Genomic DNA, 17,667 nt, shown 5'->3' with positions numbered 1-17,667 from the left:
TTTCAAGGCTATTATACCACCAAAAGAAAGCGGTTACAATAATTATTTTAAAATAAAAGCAGTAATTTTCGTACTGCTTTAAATTATTATGCTTTTACTTTTTTTAGAATAAGACCAACTAAGACACCACAAATTGCAAAACTAATCCATCCCATAGAATATTCACCTAAAGGAACAACTTTAGTAAAGAATGTGGTCAAAGCGGATGGAATGGTAAATAAACCAGTCATTTCGCCGAGTTTTGATAAGGCATCGTATAAAGCAGCGACAGCAGTGGCGGCAATAGAAGTTTGGTAGACAATGCGGCTACTTTCAAATTTTTGATCAAAAAAGACTAAGAAAATTAAGACTATAGTTAATGGATAGAGAAGGTAGAGAACTGGTAGTGACCAACGGATAATCTCTGATAAACCACCAAAATAGAACGTAATAGCAATTAAAGTAAAGATTGTAGCCCAAGTAATGTGACTAATCTTTGGAAGTAATTTGTGGAAGTATTCCGCACAAGCAGTGATTAATCCAGTAGCTGTTGTTAAGCAAGCAAGAAAAATAGCCGTACCTAAAATAGCTTGTCCCACAATTCCTAAATAGAAGTTAGCTGATTGACTAAGAACATGCCCACCGTCTATTGGAGTATTGTGAAGTAAGAAGGAACCATTTGCAAATTTAAACAAGCTTTGTGAAGTTGCACCAATACGTCCTACAAAAATATAAATAAAAGCTAAAAGAAATGTAGCGATAGCACCAGATTTAAGTGTCATAGAAGTAATTTCTTTTTTGGTAATTGCTCCGTACTGTTTACTTGCTTGAATAACGATAATAGCAAAAGCAATTGATGCAAGGGCATCCATTGTACCATACCCCTGAATCAGTCCTGCTAGGAATGGTAAATCCTTGAAAGCATCGCTGACATTCGTTGAAGCGTTATGTGGTGTTCCAACGATAGCAGCTGGATGGATGAGTGAGGCAATAATTAAAATACTAATAACAGTTAGTAAAAAGGGAGTTAGATATTTACCAATACGATCTACAATCTGACTAGGTCTAATAGCTAAGAAATAAGAAATACCAAAGAAAATTAAACCATAGATAATTTTGACTAAGGAGCTGTCGCCTAAGATAGGTTGAATACCAACTGAGAATGAGGTTGCCCCTGTTCGAGGAATGGCAAAGAAAGGTCCAATAGATAGGTATAGTGCTACTGCAAAGAAAATAGCATATGTTTTAGAGACAGGTTTGGTGAAGCTTTCAACATCGGTTGCTCCTGAGTACGTCACAGCTGCAACACCAAGTAGGGGTAAAGTTACGCCTGTTAAGCAGAACCCAATGATAGCCCACGCCCAATTAGAACCAGAGTAGATACCTAAGTAGGCTGGATAAATAAGATTACCGGCTCCAAAGAACAGCGCAAAAAGCATCAAGCCGATAATGATATAAGTGTTTTTTAGTTTCATCAATGTACCTTTCTGTACAAAAAAATATTTTATTTTCGAAATTGATTGAATATTTCAAAAAGTAATTATATCAGAAAAATTTAGAATTCGTCAACCTCTAAAAAATAAAAAAGGTATTTGACGAATCTTTTTTTTTATCATATCATAGACTTTAAGAATTTTTTAGGAGTTTAGTATGAAACGATTTTTAAAAGCTTGGAGAAAAACAAGCTTGATAAAAAAAATAACAATTGGAGTCGTTATTGGCTTATTCTTGGGTATTTTAGTCCCTAAAGCCTCTGCGATTGGTTTACTTGGTCAACTTTTTGTAGGAGGGTTGAAAGCTATTGCCCCTCTTTTAGTTTTCACTTTAGTTATTAGTGCCTTGTCGCAACACCGTGAGGGCGGTAAGACCAATATGTCAACGATAATTGGTTTGTATATCACTGCAACTTTTGCAGCGGCCCTAATCGCTGTTGTTGTGAACTATATTTTCCCTTTGACACTGATATTGAAAACGCCAGCAAAGACAGACTTATTACCTCCCAAGGGGATTTCAGAAGTCTTTCAATCTCTTTTGTTGAAAATTGTTGATAATCCCATTCATGCCATTACCGAGGCCAATTATATGAGTATTCTATTTTGGGCGGTTATTTTTGGTTTGGCGATGCGAAGCAGTAATCAGCGTACAAAAGATTTAATGCAAACTTTTGCTGATGCTACTTCACAAGTTGTCAAATGGATTATCAATTTGGCCCCAATTGGTATTATGGGGTTGGTTTTCACTAGCATTTCAGAAAACGGTATTGGTATACTAGGTGATTATGGTCTTTTAATATTAGTTTTGGTGGGTACGATGTTATTTGTAGCTCTTGTCGTTAACCCAATCATTGCTTTTGTTATGATGCGTAAAAATCCTTACCCTTTGGTATTACGATGCTTAAAGGATTCAGGTATTACAGCTTTCTTTACACGTAGTTCTGCGGCGAATATTCCTGTTAATATGAGACTATGTGAGGATTTAGGATTAGATAAAGACACTTACTCAGTATCTATCCCGCTTGGTGCAGCTATCAATATGGCTGGTGCAGCTATTACAATTAATATCCTGACTTTAGCAGCAGTAAATACTTTAGGAATTACTGTTGATTTTCCAACAGCATTCTTATTAAGTGTGGTTGCTGCTGTATCAGCATGTGGAGCTTCTGGTGTAACTGGTGGTTCACTTTTATTGATTCCGGTGGCATGTAGCTTATTTGGTATTTCAAATGACGTTGCAATGCAAGTCGTAGGAGTTGGTTTCATTGTAGGGGTGATACAGGATTCGTGTGAGACAGCTTTAAATTCATCGACAGACGTTCTGTTCACGGCTGTAGCTGAAAAATCAGTTTTTGGAAAAAAATAAACTAATGAAGGTCTTAGGTATTCTATCTGAGATCTTTTTTGGTATTTAATATTATTTTCAATCGTTTTTCAGTTCTTCTTGTCAATAAGGTTTCAAATCAGCTTGAAATATGATAAAATAAAACAGATTGTAAGTGACTGTTTAAGCTTGTTTTTCAGAGAGGTTTTTATGAATACAAACACAATAAAAAAGGTTGTAGCGACTGGAATTGGAGCTGCACTTTTTATCATTATAGGTATGCTAGTTAATATACCAACACCAATTCCAAATACTAATATTCAATTGCAGTATGCAGTTTTAGCATTATTTGCAGTTATTTATGGACCAGGAGTTGGTTTTTTTACTGGTTTTATCGGACACGCATTGAAAGATTCGATTCAATATGGTTCTCCGTGGTGGACTTGGGTTTTAGTTAGTGGTCTTTTAGGTTTGATGATAGGCTTTTTTGCTAAAAAATTAGCTATTCAATTATCTGGCATGATTAAGAAGGATTTGCTTCTATTTAATGTAGTTCAAGTTATTGCTAACCTTATAGGTTGGTCTGTCGTTGCACCGTATGGTGATATTTTCTTTTATAGCGAACCTGCAAGCAAAGTTTTTGCACAAGGTTTCTTATCAAGCCTTGTGAATTCCATTACTATTGGAGTAGGTGGTACGCTTTTGTTGCTAGCATACGCTAAATCACGACCACAAAAAGGTAGTTTATCCAAAGATTAGGATAAGAGAGTAATCTATGAAAGATTTTATTGAATGGAAGGATTTTACCTTTCAATATGACGTTCAATCTGAACCAACTTTAAAAGGGATTAACTTAAGCATTCCTAAAGGTGAAAAGGTCTTGATATTAGGACCTTCAGGGTCGGGGAAGTCAACGCTTGGTCATTGTTTAAATGGTATTATCCCAAATACTCATAAAGGCCAATATAGTGGTATTTTTACGATTAACCATAAAAATGCTTTTGACTTGTCAATATATGACAAGTCTCATTTAGTTTCTACGGTTTTACAAGATCCAGATGGCCAATTTATAGGATTGACAGTAGCAGAAGATATTGCTTTTGCATTAGAAAATGATGTTGTAGCACAGGAAGAAATGGCCTCTATCGTTGAAATGTGGGCAAAACGTTTAGAAATAGCTCCTCTTTTGTCTAAACGTCCACAAGACTTGTCGGGAGGACAAAAACAACGGGTTAGTTTAGCTGGAGTTTTAGTAGACGATAGCCCAATTCTATTATTTGATGAGCCTTTGGCTAATCTAGATCCACAATCGGGACAAGATATCATGGCATTGGTTGACCGTATTCATCAAGAGCAAGATGCGACCACTATTATTATTGAACATCGATTGGAAGATGTTCTTTATGAGCGAGTAGATCGTGTAGTTCTTTTTAGTGATGGACAAATTATTTATAATGGGGAGCCGGATCAACTTTTAAAAACTAATTTTTTATCTGAATATGGTATTCGAGAACCACTGTATATTTCTGCTCTCAAAAATTTAGGATATGACTTTGAAAAACAAAATACAATGACGTCTATTGATGACTTTGATTTCAGTGAACTATTGATACCTAAAATGCGAGCATTAGATTTAGATAAACATACAGATAAATTATTATCAGTACAGCATTTGTCGGTGTCATATGATTTAGAGAATAATACTTTAGATGATGTTTCGTTTGATTTATATAAAGGTCAGCGGTTAGCTATCGTTGGGAAAAATGGTGCAGGTAAATCTACTTTAGCTAAAGCGTTATGTCAATTTATCCCTAATAATGCTACTCTAATTTATAATAATGAAGATGTCAGTCAAGACTCTATAAAAGAAAGAGCAGAACGAATTGGCTATGTTTTGCAAAATCCCAATCAGATGATAAGTCAAGCGATGGTTTTTGATGAAGTTGCTCTGGGTCTCCGTTTAAGAGGTTTTAGTGATAATGATATAGAAAGTCGTGTCTACGATATATTAAAGGTTTGTGGGCTCTACCAATTTAGGAATTGGCCTATATCGGCTCTATCATTCGGTCAGAAAAAACGTGTTACGATTGCTTCGATACTGATTTTAAATCCAGAAGTTATTATTTTGGATGAACCAACAGCTGGTCAAGATATGAAGCATTATACTGAAATGATGTCTTTCCTTGATAAACTAAGTTGTGATGGACATACCATTGTTATGATTACACATGATATGCAGCTTATGTTAGAGTATACAGATCGTGCAATTGTAATCGACAATGGTCTGATTGTTGCAGATGATCATCCTATTAACATCCTTTCAAATACAGAGCTTTTGAAAAAGACTCATTTAAAGAAAACGAGTTTATTTGCTTTAGCAGACAGATTAGGGATATCTCCACAGAAACTAACACAATGGTACATTGATAATCAAGGAGGTAAGAATGGCTAAACAATTAATTGGTTATCAAGAGGGTTATGGCTTTCTATACAGGCTATCAGGTGCCAGTAAGTTACTATTTTTTATTTTAGTTTCTGTTGCTTGCATGACCACTTATGATACAAGATTTTTAATTGTTGTTTCATTGGGATCGCTAGTCTTATTTAGATTAGCAAAAATCAAATGGCAACAGGTGTCCTTTGTTATGACTTTAGTTGTTGTATTCGCTGTTTTAAATATTATAATGGTCTATCTTTTTGCTCCCCATTATGGTGATAAGATTTATGGTAGTTCTTCTTTATTGTTAAAAGGAATTGGCCCATATGATGTGACTAGCCAAGAGTTGTTTTACCTCTTTAATCTGATTTTAAAATACTTTTGTACAGTGCCTTTAGCTCTTTTGTTTTTGATGACAACTAATCCTAGTCAGTTCGCATCAAGTTTAAATCAATTAGGTTTATCATATAAAATAGCTTATGCTGTTAGTTTGACCCTTAGATATATACCTGATGTTCAAGAAGAATTTTATACAATACGTCGAGCACAAGAGGCAAGAGGAATAGAATTATCAAAAAAATCGAACTTAGTAGCACGCATTAAGGGGAATTTGCAGATTGTCACACCATTAATTTTTAGCTCTCTAGAACGTATTGATACAGTAGCAACTGCTATGGAACTTCGACGATTTGGTAAAAATAAAAGACGTACTTGGTACTCTAAGCAATCTTTGGAAAAAAGTGACATTGTCTTAATCATACTTGCTCTAGCTAGTTTGTTTGTAAGCCTTTATTTAATTCACCTTAATCATGGACGTTTCTATAACCCATGGCAATAAAAAACTGACTTTAATAGTCAGTTTTTTATTTTCTTTAGTTAAAGTATCCTAAATAGTCATAGCGTTGGAAGGCATCTGAGTTAGCGATAGCCACTAGAATAATACCTTCTTCAAGTGGAGTATTGATTGGAACTTCGGTATCGACAGGTTTGTTTTTTGCTTTTCTGATACCTATGAGGTTAAGATCAAACTTGTGACGGATATTTAATTGTTCGACAGTTTTCCCTACCCATGATTTGGGAATTTTAAATTCAATGACAGAAATATCAGATTCAATCTGGAAGACATCTGTAATTTTATTTCTCATGAGGTTTGCAGCAACATTTTGCCCAGATTCTCGCTCCGGAGAGATAACCAAATCAGCACCAATTTCATAAAGTACTTCTTCGTATACAAGGTTTCGAGCTTTAGCAATAACTTGTGGGACGCCTAACTTTTTACAGTGCATTACGGCCAATACTGAGCTCTCTAAACTGTTTCCTGTAGCAATAATAACAGTATCACAGTCACTGATCCCGATGTGTTTTAGGAAAGCTAAATCAGTAATGTCTCCGATAGCTGCTTTTGTAACAACTTCGGCGACAGCTTGTACATTTTCAGGATTGCTGTCAATAGCAATAACATCTTGTTCAAAGTTACTTAGTTCTTGTGCGAGTGTTTGTCCAAATATTCCTAGACCAAGTACACCAATAATTTTTGTTTTCATAAAAGACCTTTTCTAACCTAGAATAATTTCTGTTTCAGCATAGTGAATTTCCTTCTCTTTTTTCTGAAGAATTGATAGCAGTACGGTAATTGGACCGACTCGACCAATAAACATGAGGAACATAATTACAATTCGACCGCCCAGAGTTAATTGATTGGTAGTGTTCATTGTTACACCCACGGTTGCTAAGGCACTAGATGCCTCAAAGAAAAGAGAAAAAGGATCTATATGGGGATTGAGTTCCAGAAGAAGGAGATAGCCGCTAATAAGTATGATAAAAAAGAAAGTTAAAATCGATAGTGTTTGTTTAATAATACTGGAAGGAATTGTTCGATAATGAAAAGTCACTTGGCTTTGGCCACTCAGTTCGGCTTTAAATAGTAAGAGTAAAATGGCGATAACAGTGACTTTAAATCCTCCTGCCGTTCCACCAGGAGCTCCTCCAATTAACATTTGGATAATATAAACAAGGTTGGTTGCGAAATCAGTTTGGGTATAATCAATAGTTGAAAATCCAGCGGTACGCATCGTAACTGTTTGGAAAAAGCTGACCATTAGTTGTTTAGGTAGAGATAAATTAGCAATTGTTCTAAAATTTCCAAACTCTAACAACCAAGAAAGCAAAGTTCCTGTTAGTAAAATAATGGTTGTTGTTTTTAAAACCAGTTTAGAATGGTTGCTGAGGCGTTTTGGAAATGTCTTGATTAATTTTGGTCCCTTGTGAGATGTTTGTATAGTAGCTTCAATTAAATCTTTCCATACGGCAAATCCAAGTCCTCCTGAAATAATCAAGAAACAAACGATAATGTTAACCAAAGGATTTAGTTTAAATTGAGCTAAGCTCGTTGCCCCTAGATTATCAAAACCGGCATTACAAAAGGCTGAGACAGCTAAGAATATACTATTAAAGATACCATGACTCAAACCAAATCGAGGAATAAAATCTATGGCTAAAATGCTGGCTGCTAAAACTTCTAAAGTTAAAGTTACTTTAAAAATCATATAGAGATATTTTTTTAAATCTGTCGAACTGTTATAAGTTATCGCTGACTGCAAAAGGGTCTGATCATTTAACGACATTTTACGTCTTAGGGTATAGTAAGACAACGACATTAGTGTTACTAAACCAAGTCCCCCTGTTTGCATGAGTAAAATAGCTACAATCTGCCCCCAACCGTTATAAACCTTACTGATAGGAAAAACAGATAAACCAGTTACACATACCATTGAAACAGTCGTGAAAAGGTGATCAATGTAATGTGTTTTAGGGGCGTTAGCATATTGAAAAATTGGAAGTGAAAGTAAAATACTTCCCAATAGGATAACAGCGATAAAACTAATGCTGAGTTTACGTGCGACAGACATTGTCTTGTAATCAAAGAAATGTTTCATACTAGCTCCCAACTTTACAAAGGCTTCTTGTTTGGAGTACCAGCTTTACGAGGGTATTTATTAGGCGTTTCTTTTTTCTTGCTAACGATTGTGATATTTCGGTCATCACCATTAGGTAACTTATAATTTTTATTTACAGTTACTTGTGAAAATAGTGTTTTCAAAGCTTTTTCTGCAGAAATTAATTCCTCTTCAGCAGCTGCAGCTTTCAGTGCAATCAAGCGACCATTAACTTTAAGAAAAGGTATTGTCAATTCTGCTAGAACCTGCATTCTAGCTACTGCACGAGCTGTTACGATATCAAATTTAGCTCGAAATACTTTATCTTGACCAAAGTCCTCAGCGCGCCCATGGAAGAAGTGAACTCCTGAAAGTTCAAGTTCATTAGCTAATATGTTTAGAAAATTAATGCGTTTATTCAGTGAATCAATAATAGTAATATCAATTTCAGGATAAAGGATTTTCATAGGAATACTAGGAAAACCTGCACCAGCACCAATATCTAAAATGCTAAGAGGACTATTGTCAATATAACCTTGTAAAATCGGCGCAATAGAATCATAGAAGTGCTTTAAGTAAACCTCTTCCTTATCTGTAATAGCTGTTAGGTTAATTTTCTCATTCCATTCAACAAGAAGTCTAAAATAAGTTTCAAATTGTTTTTTCTGTTTGTCAGTAAGTGTAATACCATGCTCTATCAGAACTTGATAAAATGCTTGGGGTGTCATAGTAAACCTCAATTTCTATATCGTATAATGACTCTATTTTATCACAAATACTAATAATGGGAATAACAGGACTTTCCTAATCTAAAGAAAATTGCTATAATGGAAAAAATGTAAAGGAGCTACTACTATGGGAACTATGATTTTAATAGCAATTATTGCTTTGTTTGTTATTTGGTTGATTGTTGCTTATAACAGTTTAGTTAGAAGTCGCATGCATACTAAAGAATCATGGAGTCAAATAGACGTTCAATTGAAACGTCGTAACGATTTAATTCCAAACCTAATCGAAACTGTTAAAGGCTATGCTGCGTACGAAGGGAAAACACTTGAGAAGATTGCAGAACTGCGTGCTCAAGTTGCTAAAGCTAACACACCTGCTGAAGCAATGACAGCAAGTAATGAGCTAACAAGACAGCTTTCAAGTATTTTAGCGGTTGCTGAAAATTACCCAGATTTAAAAGCCAACAATAGCTTTGTTAAACTTCAAGAAGAACTAACTAATACGGAAAATAAAATTTCTTATTCACGTCAGTTATATAACACAACAACATCCAATTATAATGTGAAATTAGAAACTTTCCCAAGTAATATTGTTGGAAAACTATTTGGGTTCAAACCAAGCCAATTCTTAGAAACTCCTGAAGAAGAAAAAGAAGTGCCAAAAGTTTCCTTTGACTTTTAATTGAGAAGGGAGAGAGGCTTTTGCTGTATCAACAAATTGCAAGTAATAAGAGAAAAACAGTTGTCTTGTTAATTGTCTTCTTCTGTCTTTTAGCAGCTATTGGAGCAGCTGTAGGTTATTTGGTATTAGGCAGCTACCAATTTGGGCTTGTTCTAGCTCTAATTATTGGGGTTATCTATGCAGTAAGTATGATTTTTCAATCAACTAATGTTGTTATGTCAATGAACAATGCGCGTGAAGTTACAGAAGATGAGGCGCCAAATTATTTTCATATTGTTGAAGATATGGCAATGATAGCTCAGATACCTATGCCACGCGTTTTCATTGTTGAAGATGACTCCCTAAATGCCTTTGCCACAGGCTCTAAGCCAGAAAATGCTGCTGTTGCAGCAACGACAGGCCTATTAGCTGTTATGAACCGCGAAGAGCTAGAGGGTGTTATTGGACATGAGGTTAGTCATATTCGTAATTATGATATCCGTATTTCAACCATTGCAGTAGCTTTAGCGAGTGCTGTAACTCTAATATCAAGCATTGGTAGCCGTATGTTATTTTACGGCGGAGGTCGTAGGCGTGATGATGACAGAGAAGATGGTGGAAACATCTTGGTTTTGATTTTCTCTATTTTATCACTAATCCTTGCACCATTAGCCGCTAGTTTAGTTCAATTAGCTATTTCAAGACAGCGCGAATACTTAGCAGACGCTAGTTCTGTTGAGTTAACAAGAAATCCACAAGGAATGATCTCTGCTTTAGAAAAACTTGATCGTTCTGAACCTATGGGGCATCCAGTAGATGATGCTAGTGCGGCTCTCTATATCAATGACCCAACGAAAAAAGAAGGGTTAAAGTCTTTATTTTATACGCATCCACCAATTGCAGATCGTATTGAGCGTTTGCGTCATATGTAGTCGTTAACAAAACGTAGGGTAGCTATGCCTTGCGTTTTGTTTTTTTAAGACAAAGCCTGTAAAACTTGATATAATATGACATATACTATAAAGGGAGATGGCACGTGTTACTTACAGAAATCAAAAAATCACCAGAGGGGCTTTATTTTGATAAAAAAATAGATATCAAAGAGTCGCTTATGGAGCGTCATTCAGAGATAATGGATATTTCTGATATTCAAGTTTCAGGTCATGTGGTGTATGAAGATGGTCTCTATCTACTTGACTATAATATGGCTTACGATATTACATTACCGTCTAGTCGTTCTATGAAACCAGTTGTTTTATCTGAAAAGCAAACTATTAATGAAGTTTTTATTGAAGCTGAAAATGTTAGCACTAAAAAAGAGCTCGTTGATCAGGAGTTGGTCTTAATATTAGAGGAAGATGATATTAATTTAGAAGAAAGCGTTATCGATAATATCTTGTTAAATATACCTCTTCGTGTTCTGGCAGCTGATGAGGTTGGGGTAGAAGCGGATTTATCAGGTAAAAATTGGTCGTTAATGACTGAAAAGCAGTATGAAGAAAAACAAGCTAAAGAAAAAGAAAAATCTAATCCTTTCGCAGCCTTAGAAGGTATGTTTGATAGTGATTAGATAAAAATTATTAATAACATCAGTTGATATTTTAATTTTTTTTTAGTAGAATTGAAAAGTGACAGAGGACACTACTCAATAATAAAAATTAAGTCTCGCTATCGAACAATTGTTTGGGATGGCGATTTATTTATTTAAAGAAACGTTAGTAAAATGTGGGCTATCTTGTTTTTTATCTAGATATTCTAAAAAATAATTGATAGTGTTAAGTAAAGAATAAGAAGGTTGGTGTAGATGGGTAAAAAGATCTTAATAATCGAAGATGAGAAAAATTTAGCTCGCTTCGTCTCGTTAGAACTACTACATGAAGGATATGATGTTGTTGTTGAAACAAACGGTCGTGAAGGATTGGACACAGCATTAGAAAAAGATTTTGATTTGATTCTACTGGATTTAATGCTTCCAGAGATGGATGGTTTCGAAATCACACGTCGCCTGCAGGCTGAAAAAACAACCTATATCATGATGATGACAGCACGTGATTCTGTTATGGATATTGTAGCTGGTCTTGATCGTGGAGCAGATGATTATATTGTTAAGCCGTTTGCAATCGAAGAATTATTAGCACGTGTTAGAGCGATTTTCCGACGCCAAGAAATTGAAACGAAGACAAAAGAAAAAGGTGATAGTGGTAGTTTCCGTGATTTGTCATTAAATACTCATAATCGTTCAGCGATGCGTGGTGATGAGGAAATTTCACTAACAAAACGTGAATTTGATTTGTTGAATGTCTTGATGACAAATATGAATCGTGTTATGACACGAGAAGAGTTGCTAGAACATGTTTGGAAATACGATGTGGCAGCAGAGACAAACGTTGTTGATGTTTATATCCGTTACCTAAGAGGTAAAATTGATATCCCAGGCCGTGAATCATATATTCAAACTGTTCGCGGAATGGGCTATGTGATTCGTGAAAAATAAAAAAGATCAGTTTATAGGGGTAAAACAACCTCTGTCAAAAAAATTATCGCAATTAGTTTTTATCTTATTTTTTAGCCTATTTACAGTATTTTCTGTTTTAGTTTATACTTCGGCAACAAGATACGTCCTTCACAGGGAAAAAATTAATGTCGGTAGGTCATTAGAAAAAACTAGAGTTCGTTTGTCGCAAGCGAACTCTAGTTTGACATCCGATGATATTTTAGAGATCCTGTACAACCAGGTTTTTGCGGATGACATCTATCCTCATAAGCGTCAAAATGGAATTGTTAGAACGGGCGAGTCAATCGATAGTATTCTTTATGTTAATCAAGAAATGACCCTATACGATGTCAACAGGAAACCAGTTTTTTCTACACTGAGAACGGGTATGCCAACTATTGGTAAATCCATGGGAAAAGTTATCATCTCTAAAGTTGCAGATATGGAAGGTTTTGTTGGTACAAAAGCAATCTACTCTCAAAAAACAGGACAGTTGCTTGGATACGTTCAAATTTTCTATAATTTAGGTCGTTATTATAGTATGAGGCAAAACATCATTGTTTTCTTGATTATGATGGAAGTTTTAGGGACTGTTTTAGCCTTGGTCGTTATTAATAGTGCTACTAAGCGTATTGTTCGTCCGGTTAAAAATTTACACGACTTAATGCATCAGATATCTGAAAATCCTAGTAATTTAGAAATTAGAAGTAAGGTCCGTTCAGAAGACGAAATTGGAGAATTGTCTAGGATTTTTGATGGGATGTTGGATCAGTTGGAAGACTATACTCGTCGACAATCACAATTCATTAGTGATGTTAGTCATGAATTAAGAACGCCTGTCGCTGTTGTAAAGGGTCATATTGGTTTATTACAACGTTGGGGGAAAGATGATCCAGAAATTCTTGAAGAAAGTTTAGCAGCGGCATACCATGAGGCAGATCGTATGTCCTTAATGATTAATGACATGTTAAATATGATTCGCGTCCAAGGAAGCTTGGAACTTCATCAAGATGAAGTGACAGATTTATCAAGCTCTATATCAGTTGTTATTGAAAATTTCCGTATTTTGAGAGAAGATTTTCAATTTATTTTTGAAAATAATATTTCAGATATCGTTTGGGGAAAGATATATAAGATACATTTTGAGCAAGCTCTCATGATCTTAATTGATAACGCTATCAAGTACTCTCCTAGTTATAAAGAAGTCAGTGTTGTTTTATCAGTAGACAATGATTTTGCGACAGTAGTTGTAAAAGATAAAGGAGAAGGTATCTCAGATGAAGATATTGAGTTTATCTTTGATCGTTTTTATCGAACTGATAAATCACGTAACAGAGAAAGTACACAAGCTGGTTTAGGTATCGGGCTTTCAGTGTTTAAACAAATTATGGATGCTTACCATTTAAAGGTGGATATTAAAAGTGAACTAAATCAAGGGACTGAATTCATTGTTCGCATTCCTATAAAAAAATTTGAAGAAACTAAAGAAATATAAGAAAAATCCTTATGCTTAATGATAAAAGGCATAAGGATTATTTTGTGTTTTGATATGATGAGGTGATAAGAGAGGCGCTTCTTTTGTTATTACTGAATTTGTGTTAAAATAAGATGATTAAATGATATGATAGAATAGGGGTGTTGACATGCGTTGTCCAAAATGTGGCTATAATAAATCTAGTGTGGTTGATAGCCGACAAGCTGAAGAAGGTACGACTATCAGACGCCGGAGAGAGTGCGAAAAATGTGGCAACCGCTTTACAACATTTGAACGTTTGGAAGAATTGCCTCTTTTAGTCATAAAGAAAGATGGTACTCGCGAGCAATTTTCTCGAGATAAAATTTTGAATGGTATTATTCAGAGTGCTCAAAAACGCCCTGTTTCGAGCGAAGATATTGAAAATTGTATCTTACGTATCGAACGTAAAATTAGGAGTGAGTATGAAGATGAGGTTTCTAGTATCACTATCGGAAATTTAGTGATGGATGAACTCGCCGAATTAGATGAGATTACTTATGTGCGCTTTGCTAGTGTTTATAAATCTTTTAAAGATGTAGATGAAATTGAAGAACTACTTCAACAAATTACAAAGCGCGTACGGAGTAAAAAGAGTGGTAGCGTGTGATGAGTCCAATAGATGAGTTTACATATATTAAGCAAAATAAGATTGTTTATGATAGTAATAGTTTAATACAATTGTATTTCCCAATTATGGGAAGTGATGCCATGGCACTCTATGATTATTTTGTTCATTTTTTTGATGACGGAATACGACGTCATAAATTTTCAGAGGTTCTCAATCATCTGCAATACGGGATGCCAAGATTTCAAGATGCATTGGTAATGTTAACAGCTTTGGATTTGTTGACTGTTTACCAAGCCACAGGTACTTACCTTGTTAAGTTGAATCAAGCTATGTCAAATGAGTTATTTTTATCTAATCCCATCTATCGTCGTTTGTTAGAAAAACGTATAGGAGAGGTAGCAGTGGCAGAATTAGATATGAAAATACCTAAAAATGCTAGAGATATCTCTAAAAAATTTACAGATGTTTTCTCGGATTTAGGACAACCAAAACAAGAGGTAAACCGGAGTAAAAATGTTTTTGACTTGGAAAGTTTCAAACGTTTGATGATGCGAGATGGCTTACGTTTTAACAATGAAAAAGATGATGTCTTAGGTATTTATAGTGTATCAGAACTTTATCATTTAAATTGGTATGATACCTATCAATTAGCAAAACAAACAGCTATCAATGGAATGATTGCGCCTCAGCGAATGAAACTTCAACAAAATGAGGGGCAGCATATTAAAGATAATCAGAGTTTTACAAATAATGAAAAGGTCATACTAAGGGAATCTAAAAATGATAGTGCTCTAGTGTTCCTTGAAAAAATCAAGAGAAGCCGTAAGGCAGTGACAACAAGTGGTGAGAAGACTTTACTTGAGGATTTGGCAAAAATGAATTTCCTAGACGAAGTCATTAATGTTATGGTTTTATATACCTTGAATAAGACAAAATCTGCTAACTTAAATAAGGCCTATATCATGAAAGTTGCTAATGATTTTGCCTTTCAGAATGTTATGACGGCCGAAGATGCTGTGCTTAAAATTCGTGATTTTTCAGATCAAAAAGTAAGGACTAAAACAGAAACGAAGAAGAAACAATCGAATGTTCCTGAATGGAGTAATCCTGATTATAAAGATGAGGTTAGCCCAGAAAAAGAAATTGAATTAGAACAGTTTAAAACAGATGCCCTCAAGCGTTTAGAACGATTAGGAAAGGATGGTGAATCATGAAATCAGTGGGACAAGCATTAGAAAATCAAGGGAGAGTGCCTCGTAATACAAATGATGAGCTTATTCAAATGATTTTAGCAGATGCTCAGGTAGCGGAGTTCATTAAAACCCACCAACTTTCTCAGCGTGAAATAAATATCAGCATGTCTAAATTTAATCAATTTTTGATTGAGCGTCAGAAATTTAAAAATAAGGATAGTCAATATATTGCTAAAGGCTATGAGCCTATTTTGGTTATGAATGAAGGTTATGCAGATGTTTCTTATTTAGAAACACGAGAGTTAATTGAAGCACAAAAAAAACAAGCTATCAGTGATCGTATTAATTTAGTTAATCTACCCAAGTCCTATCGGAATATCAGAATGACTGACTTTGATATTAATAACGAGAGTCGAATGAAAGCTATGTCACAACTGCTTGATTTTGTAGAGACTTATCCTTCATATAATCACAAGGGGCTTTATTTATATGGAGATATGGGGGTTGGGAAATCCTATTTAATGGCAGCAATGGCGAGGGAATTATCAGAGAGAAAGGGTGTGTCAACGACTCTTCTTCATTTCCCTAGTTTTGCTATTGATGTCAAAAATGCTATTTCAAGCGGAACTGTAAAAGATGAAATTGATGCTGTGAAAAGTGTTCCGATTTTGATTTTAGATGATATTGGGGCTGAACAGGCAACGTCCTGGGTTCGTGACGAGATTTTACAAGTTATATTACAACATCGTATGCTAGAAGAGTTGCCCACTTTCTTTACGTCAAATTATAGTTTTAACGATTTGGAAAGAAAATGGGCTAATATAAAAGGAAGCGACGAAACTTGGCAAGCAAAACGAGTTATGGAGCGCGTACGGTATTTAGCGATAGAATTCCACTTAGAAGGACCGAATCGCCGTTAATAAAATAGAATGGAATTGGGAGTATTCCCAATAGTGAGAGGAGAATTATGGTATTACCTACAGTTGCTATTGTTGGTCGTCCGAATGTTGGAAAATCAACATTATTTAACAGAATTGCAGGAGAACGTATTTCCATTGTTGAGGACGTTGAAGGAGTCACTCGTGATCGTATCTATACAACGGGTGAGTGGCTAAATCGTAAGTTTTCATTAATTGATACTGGTGGGATTGATGATGTTGATGCACCGTTTATGGAGCAAATTAAGCACCAAGCAGACATTGCTATGACAGAGGCTGATGTTATTGTGTTTGTTGTGTCGGGTAAAGAAGGTGTGACTGATGCAGATGAGTATGTCTCACGTATTCTTTATAAGACCAATAAACCGGTTATTTTAGCTGTTAATAAGGTAGATAATCCTGAGATGCGCAATGATATTTACGATTTCTACTCTCTTGGTTTAGGGGATCCTTATCCCTTGTCATCAGTTCATGGTATTGGTACTGGTGATATATTGGATGCTATTGTGGAAAATCTTCCGGTAGAAGAGGAAAATGAAAATCCAGATATTATTCGTTTTAGTTTGATTGGACGTCCAAATGTTGGGAAATCTAGTTTAATTAATGCCATCCTTGGGGAAGACCGTGTTATTGCTAGCCCAGTTGCTGGTACTACGCGCGATGCTATTGATACTAATTTCGTTGATAGCCAGGGGCAAGAGTATACTATGATTGATACTGCTGGTATGCGTAAATCTGGTAAGGTATATGAAAACACAGAGAAATATTCTGTTATGCGTTCTATGCGCGCCATCGACCGCTCAGATGTTGTTCTTATGGTGATTAATGCAGAGGAAGGTATTCGTGAGTATGACAAGCGTATTGCAGGGTTTGCACATGAAACTGGTAAAGGTATTATTATTGTAGTTAATAAATGGGATACTATCGAAAAAGACAATCATACTGTCAGTCAGTGGGAAGCTGATATACGTGATAACTTCCAATTCTTGTCTTATGCGCCAATTATCTTTGTTTCTGCAGAGACAAAGCAACGTTTGCACAAGTTACCAGATATGATTAAACGTATTAGCGAAAGTCAAAACAAACGTATTCCGTCTGCTGTATTAAATGATGTGATTATGGATGCTATTGCTATTAATCCAACACCAACTGATAAAGGAAAACGACTTAAGATTTTCTACGCAACTCAAGTTGCTGTTAAACCACCAACTTTCGTTGTTTTTGTTAACGAAGAAGAATTGATGCACTTTTCATATCTTCGTTTCTTAGAAAATCAAATCCGTGAAGCATTTGTTTTTGAAGGAACACCAATTAATCTAATAGCACGTAAACGTAAATAACATCTTATTGTTGAAATTGAAATAGAAGGTTAGGACAGTTGTTTTAGCCTTTTTTATTTG

General features: G+C 35.2%; 17 protein-coding genes. 13 read left to right on the top strand and 4 right to left on the bottom strand.

The genetic code is table 11. The annotated features are described in order from the left end of the window. Positions 1-86 precede the first annotated feature (86 nt). A complete protein-coding gene (brnQ, locus tag A6J68_RS09715; RefSeq protein ID WP_000769356.1) occupies positions 87-1,454 on the bottom strand; it encodes a branched-chain amino acid transport system II carrier protein in 1,368 nt (455 codons plus the stop codon). A 175-nt stretch (positions 1,455-1,629) separates the two neighbouring features. Here brnQ and sstT point away from each other — a divergent pair, with 175 nt between their 5' ends. From sstT to A6J68_RS09695, 4 genes are all read left to right on the top strand, one after another. Continuing rightward, the gene (gene sstT, locus A6J68_RS09710) at positions 1,630-2,838 is read left to right on the top strand and encodes a serine/threonine transporter SstT (protein ID WP_000819596.1); all 1,209 of its coding nucleotides are present in this window, start codon (positions 1,630-1,632) and stop codon (positions 2,836-2,838) included. Positions 2,839-3,006: 168 nt separating this feature from the next. After that, a complete protein-coding gene (locus A6J68_RS09705; RefSeq protein WP_001095694.1) occupies positions 3,007-3,555 on the top strand; it encodes an ECF-type riboflavin transporter substrate-binding protein in 549 nt (182 codons plus the stop codon). Between the two features lie 16 nt (positions 3,556-3,571). After that, positions 3,572-5,248, top strand: a complete 1,677-nt coding sequence (locus tag A6J68_RS09700; protein ID WP_000651251.1) for an ABC transporter ATP-binding protein — start codon at positions 3,572-3,574, stop codon at positions 5,246-5,248. After that, a complete protein-coding gene (locus tag A6J68_RS09695; protein ID WP_001118813.1) occupies positions 5,241-6,071 on the top strand; it encodes an energy-coupling factor transporter transmembrane component T family protein in 831 nt (276 codons plus the stop codon). The genes A6J68_RS09700 and A6J68_RS09695 overlap by 8 nt, the downstream gene beginning before the upstream one ends. 34 nt (positions 6,072-6,105) lie before the next feature. Here the strand turns inward: A6J68_RS09695 and A6J68_RS09690 are convergent, their stop codons facing one another. The 3 genes from A6J68_RS09690 to rsmG are packed head-to-tail and all read right to left on the bottom strand — an operon-like array spanning position 6,106 to position 8,897. Then, the gene (locus A6J68_RS09690) at positions 6,106-6,777 is read right to left on the bottom strand and encodes a potassium channel family protein (RefSeq protein ID WP_000850145.1); all 672 of its coding nucleotides are present in this window, start codon (positions 6,775-6,777) and stop codon (positions 6,106-6,108) included. A gap of 12 nt (positions 6,778-6,789) precedes the next feature. Beyond that, entirely contained in the window at positions 6,790-8,169 is a 1,380-nt protein-coding gene (locus A6J68_RS09685; protein ID WP_000680115.1) for a TrkH family potassium uptake protein, read from the bottom strand. 14 nt (positions 8,170-8,183) lie between these two features. Next, on the bottom strand, positions 8,184-8,897 hold the full coding sequence (gene rsmG / locus A6J68_RS09680; protein WP_000188792.1) for a 16S rRNA (guanine(527)-N(7))-methyltransferase RsmG: 714 nt from the start codon (positions 8,895-8,897) through the stop codon (positions 8,184-8,186). A gap of 127 nt (positions 8,898-9,024) precedes the next feature. Here rsmG and A6J68_RS09675 point away from each other — a divergent pair, with 127 nt between their 5' ends. The 9 genes from A6J68_RS09675 to der all read left to right on the top strand — a co-directional run bounded on the left by A6J68_RS09675 (position 9,025) and on the right by der (position 17,607). Then, positions 9,025-9,579, top strand: a complete 555-nt coding sequence (locus A6J68_RS09675; RefSeq protein WP_000537055.1) for a LemA family protein — start codon at positions 9,025-9,027, stop codon at positions 9,577-9,579. 20 nt (positions 9,580-9,599) lie between these two features. Next, positions 9,600-10,490: a zinc metalloprotease HtpX gene (gene htpX / locus A6J68_RS09670; RefSeq protein ID WP_000966817.1), complete on the top strand. Its 891-nt coding sequence runs from the start codon at positions 9,600-9,602 to the stop codon at positions 10,488-10,490. Positions 10,491-10,594: 104 nt separating this feature from the next. Then, positions 10,595-11,128: a YceD family protein gene (locus A6J68_RS09665; protein ID WP_000927545.1), complete on the top strand. Its 534-nt coding sequence runs from the start codon at positions 10,595-10,597 to the stop codon at positions 11,126-11,128. A gap of 234 nt (positions 11,129-11,362) precedes the next feature. Next, the gene (locus A6J68_RS09660) at positions 11,363-12,052 is read left to right on the top strand and encodes a response regulator transcription factor (protein ID WP_000516681.1); all 690 of its coding nucleotides are present in this window, start codon (positions 11,363-11,365) and stop codon (positions 12,050-12,052) included. Further along, entirely contained in the window at positions 12,042-13,547 is a 1,506-nt protein-coding gene (locus tag A6J68_RS09655) for a HAMP domain-containing histidine kinase (protein ID WP_000791116.1), read from the top strand. Before A6J68_RS09660 ends, A6J68_RS09655 begins: the two co-directional genes overlap by 11 nt. A gap of 148 nt (positions 13,548-13,695) precedes the next feature. Next, positions 13,696-14,175: a transcriptional regulator NrdR gene (nrdR, locus tag A6J68_RS09650; RefSeq protein ID WP_001203682.1), complete on the top strand. Its 480-nt coding sequence runs from the start codon at positions 13,696-13,698 to the stop codon at positions 14,173-14,175. Continuing rightward, complete coding sequence (locus A6J68_RS09645) at positions 14,175-15,350, top strand: DnaD domain protein (RefSeq protein ID WP_000074511.1); 1,176 nt, start codon at positions 14,175-14,177, stop codon at positions 15,348-15,350. The genes nrdR and A6J68_RS09645 overlap by 1 nt, the downstream gene beginning before the upstream one ends. Next, entirely contained in the window at positions 15,347-16,249 is a 903-nt protein-coding gene (dnaI, locus tag A6J68_RS09640) for a primosomal protein DnaI (RefSeq protein WP_000843626.1), read from the top strand. Before A6J68_RS09645 ends, dnaI begins: the two co-directional genes overlap by 4 nt. 47 nt (positions 16,250-16,296) lie before the next feature. After that, positions 16,297-17,607 (top strand): ribosome biogenesis GTPase Der, encoded by a 1,311-nt coding sequence (gene der / locus A6J68_RS09635; protein WP_000244022.1) that lies wholly within the window; start codon positions 16,297-16,299, stop codon positions 17,605-17,607. The last annotated feature ends 60 nt before the right edge of the window (positions 17,608-17,667 follow it).

Source organism: Streptococcus sp. 'group B', assembly GCF_002073795.1.
GTDB lineage: Bacteria > Bacillota > Bacilli > Lactobacillales > Streptococcaceae > Streptococcus > Streptococcus agalactiae.
The sequence above is the reverse complement of the archived record's forward strand: the minus strand, read 5'-3'. Positions and strand labels throughout refer to the sequence as shown.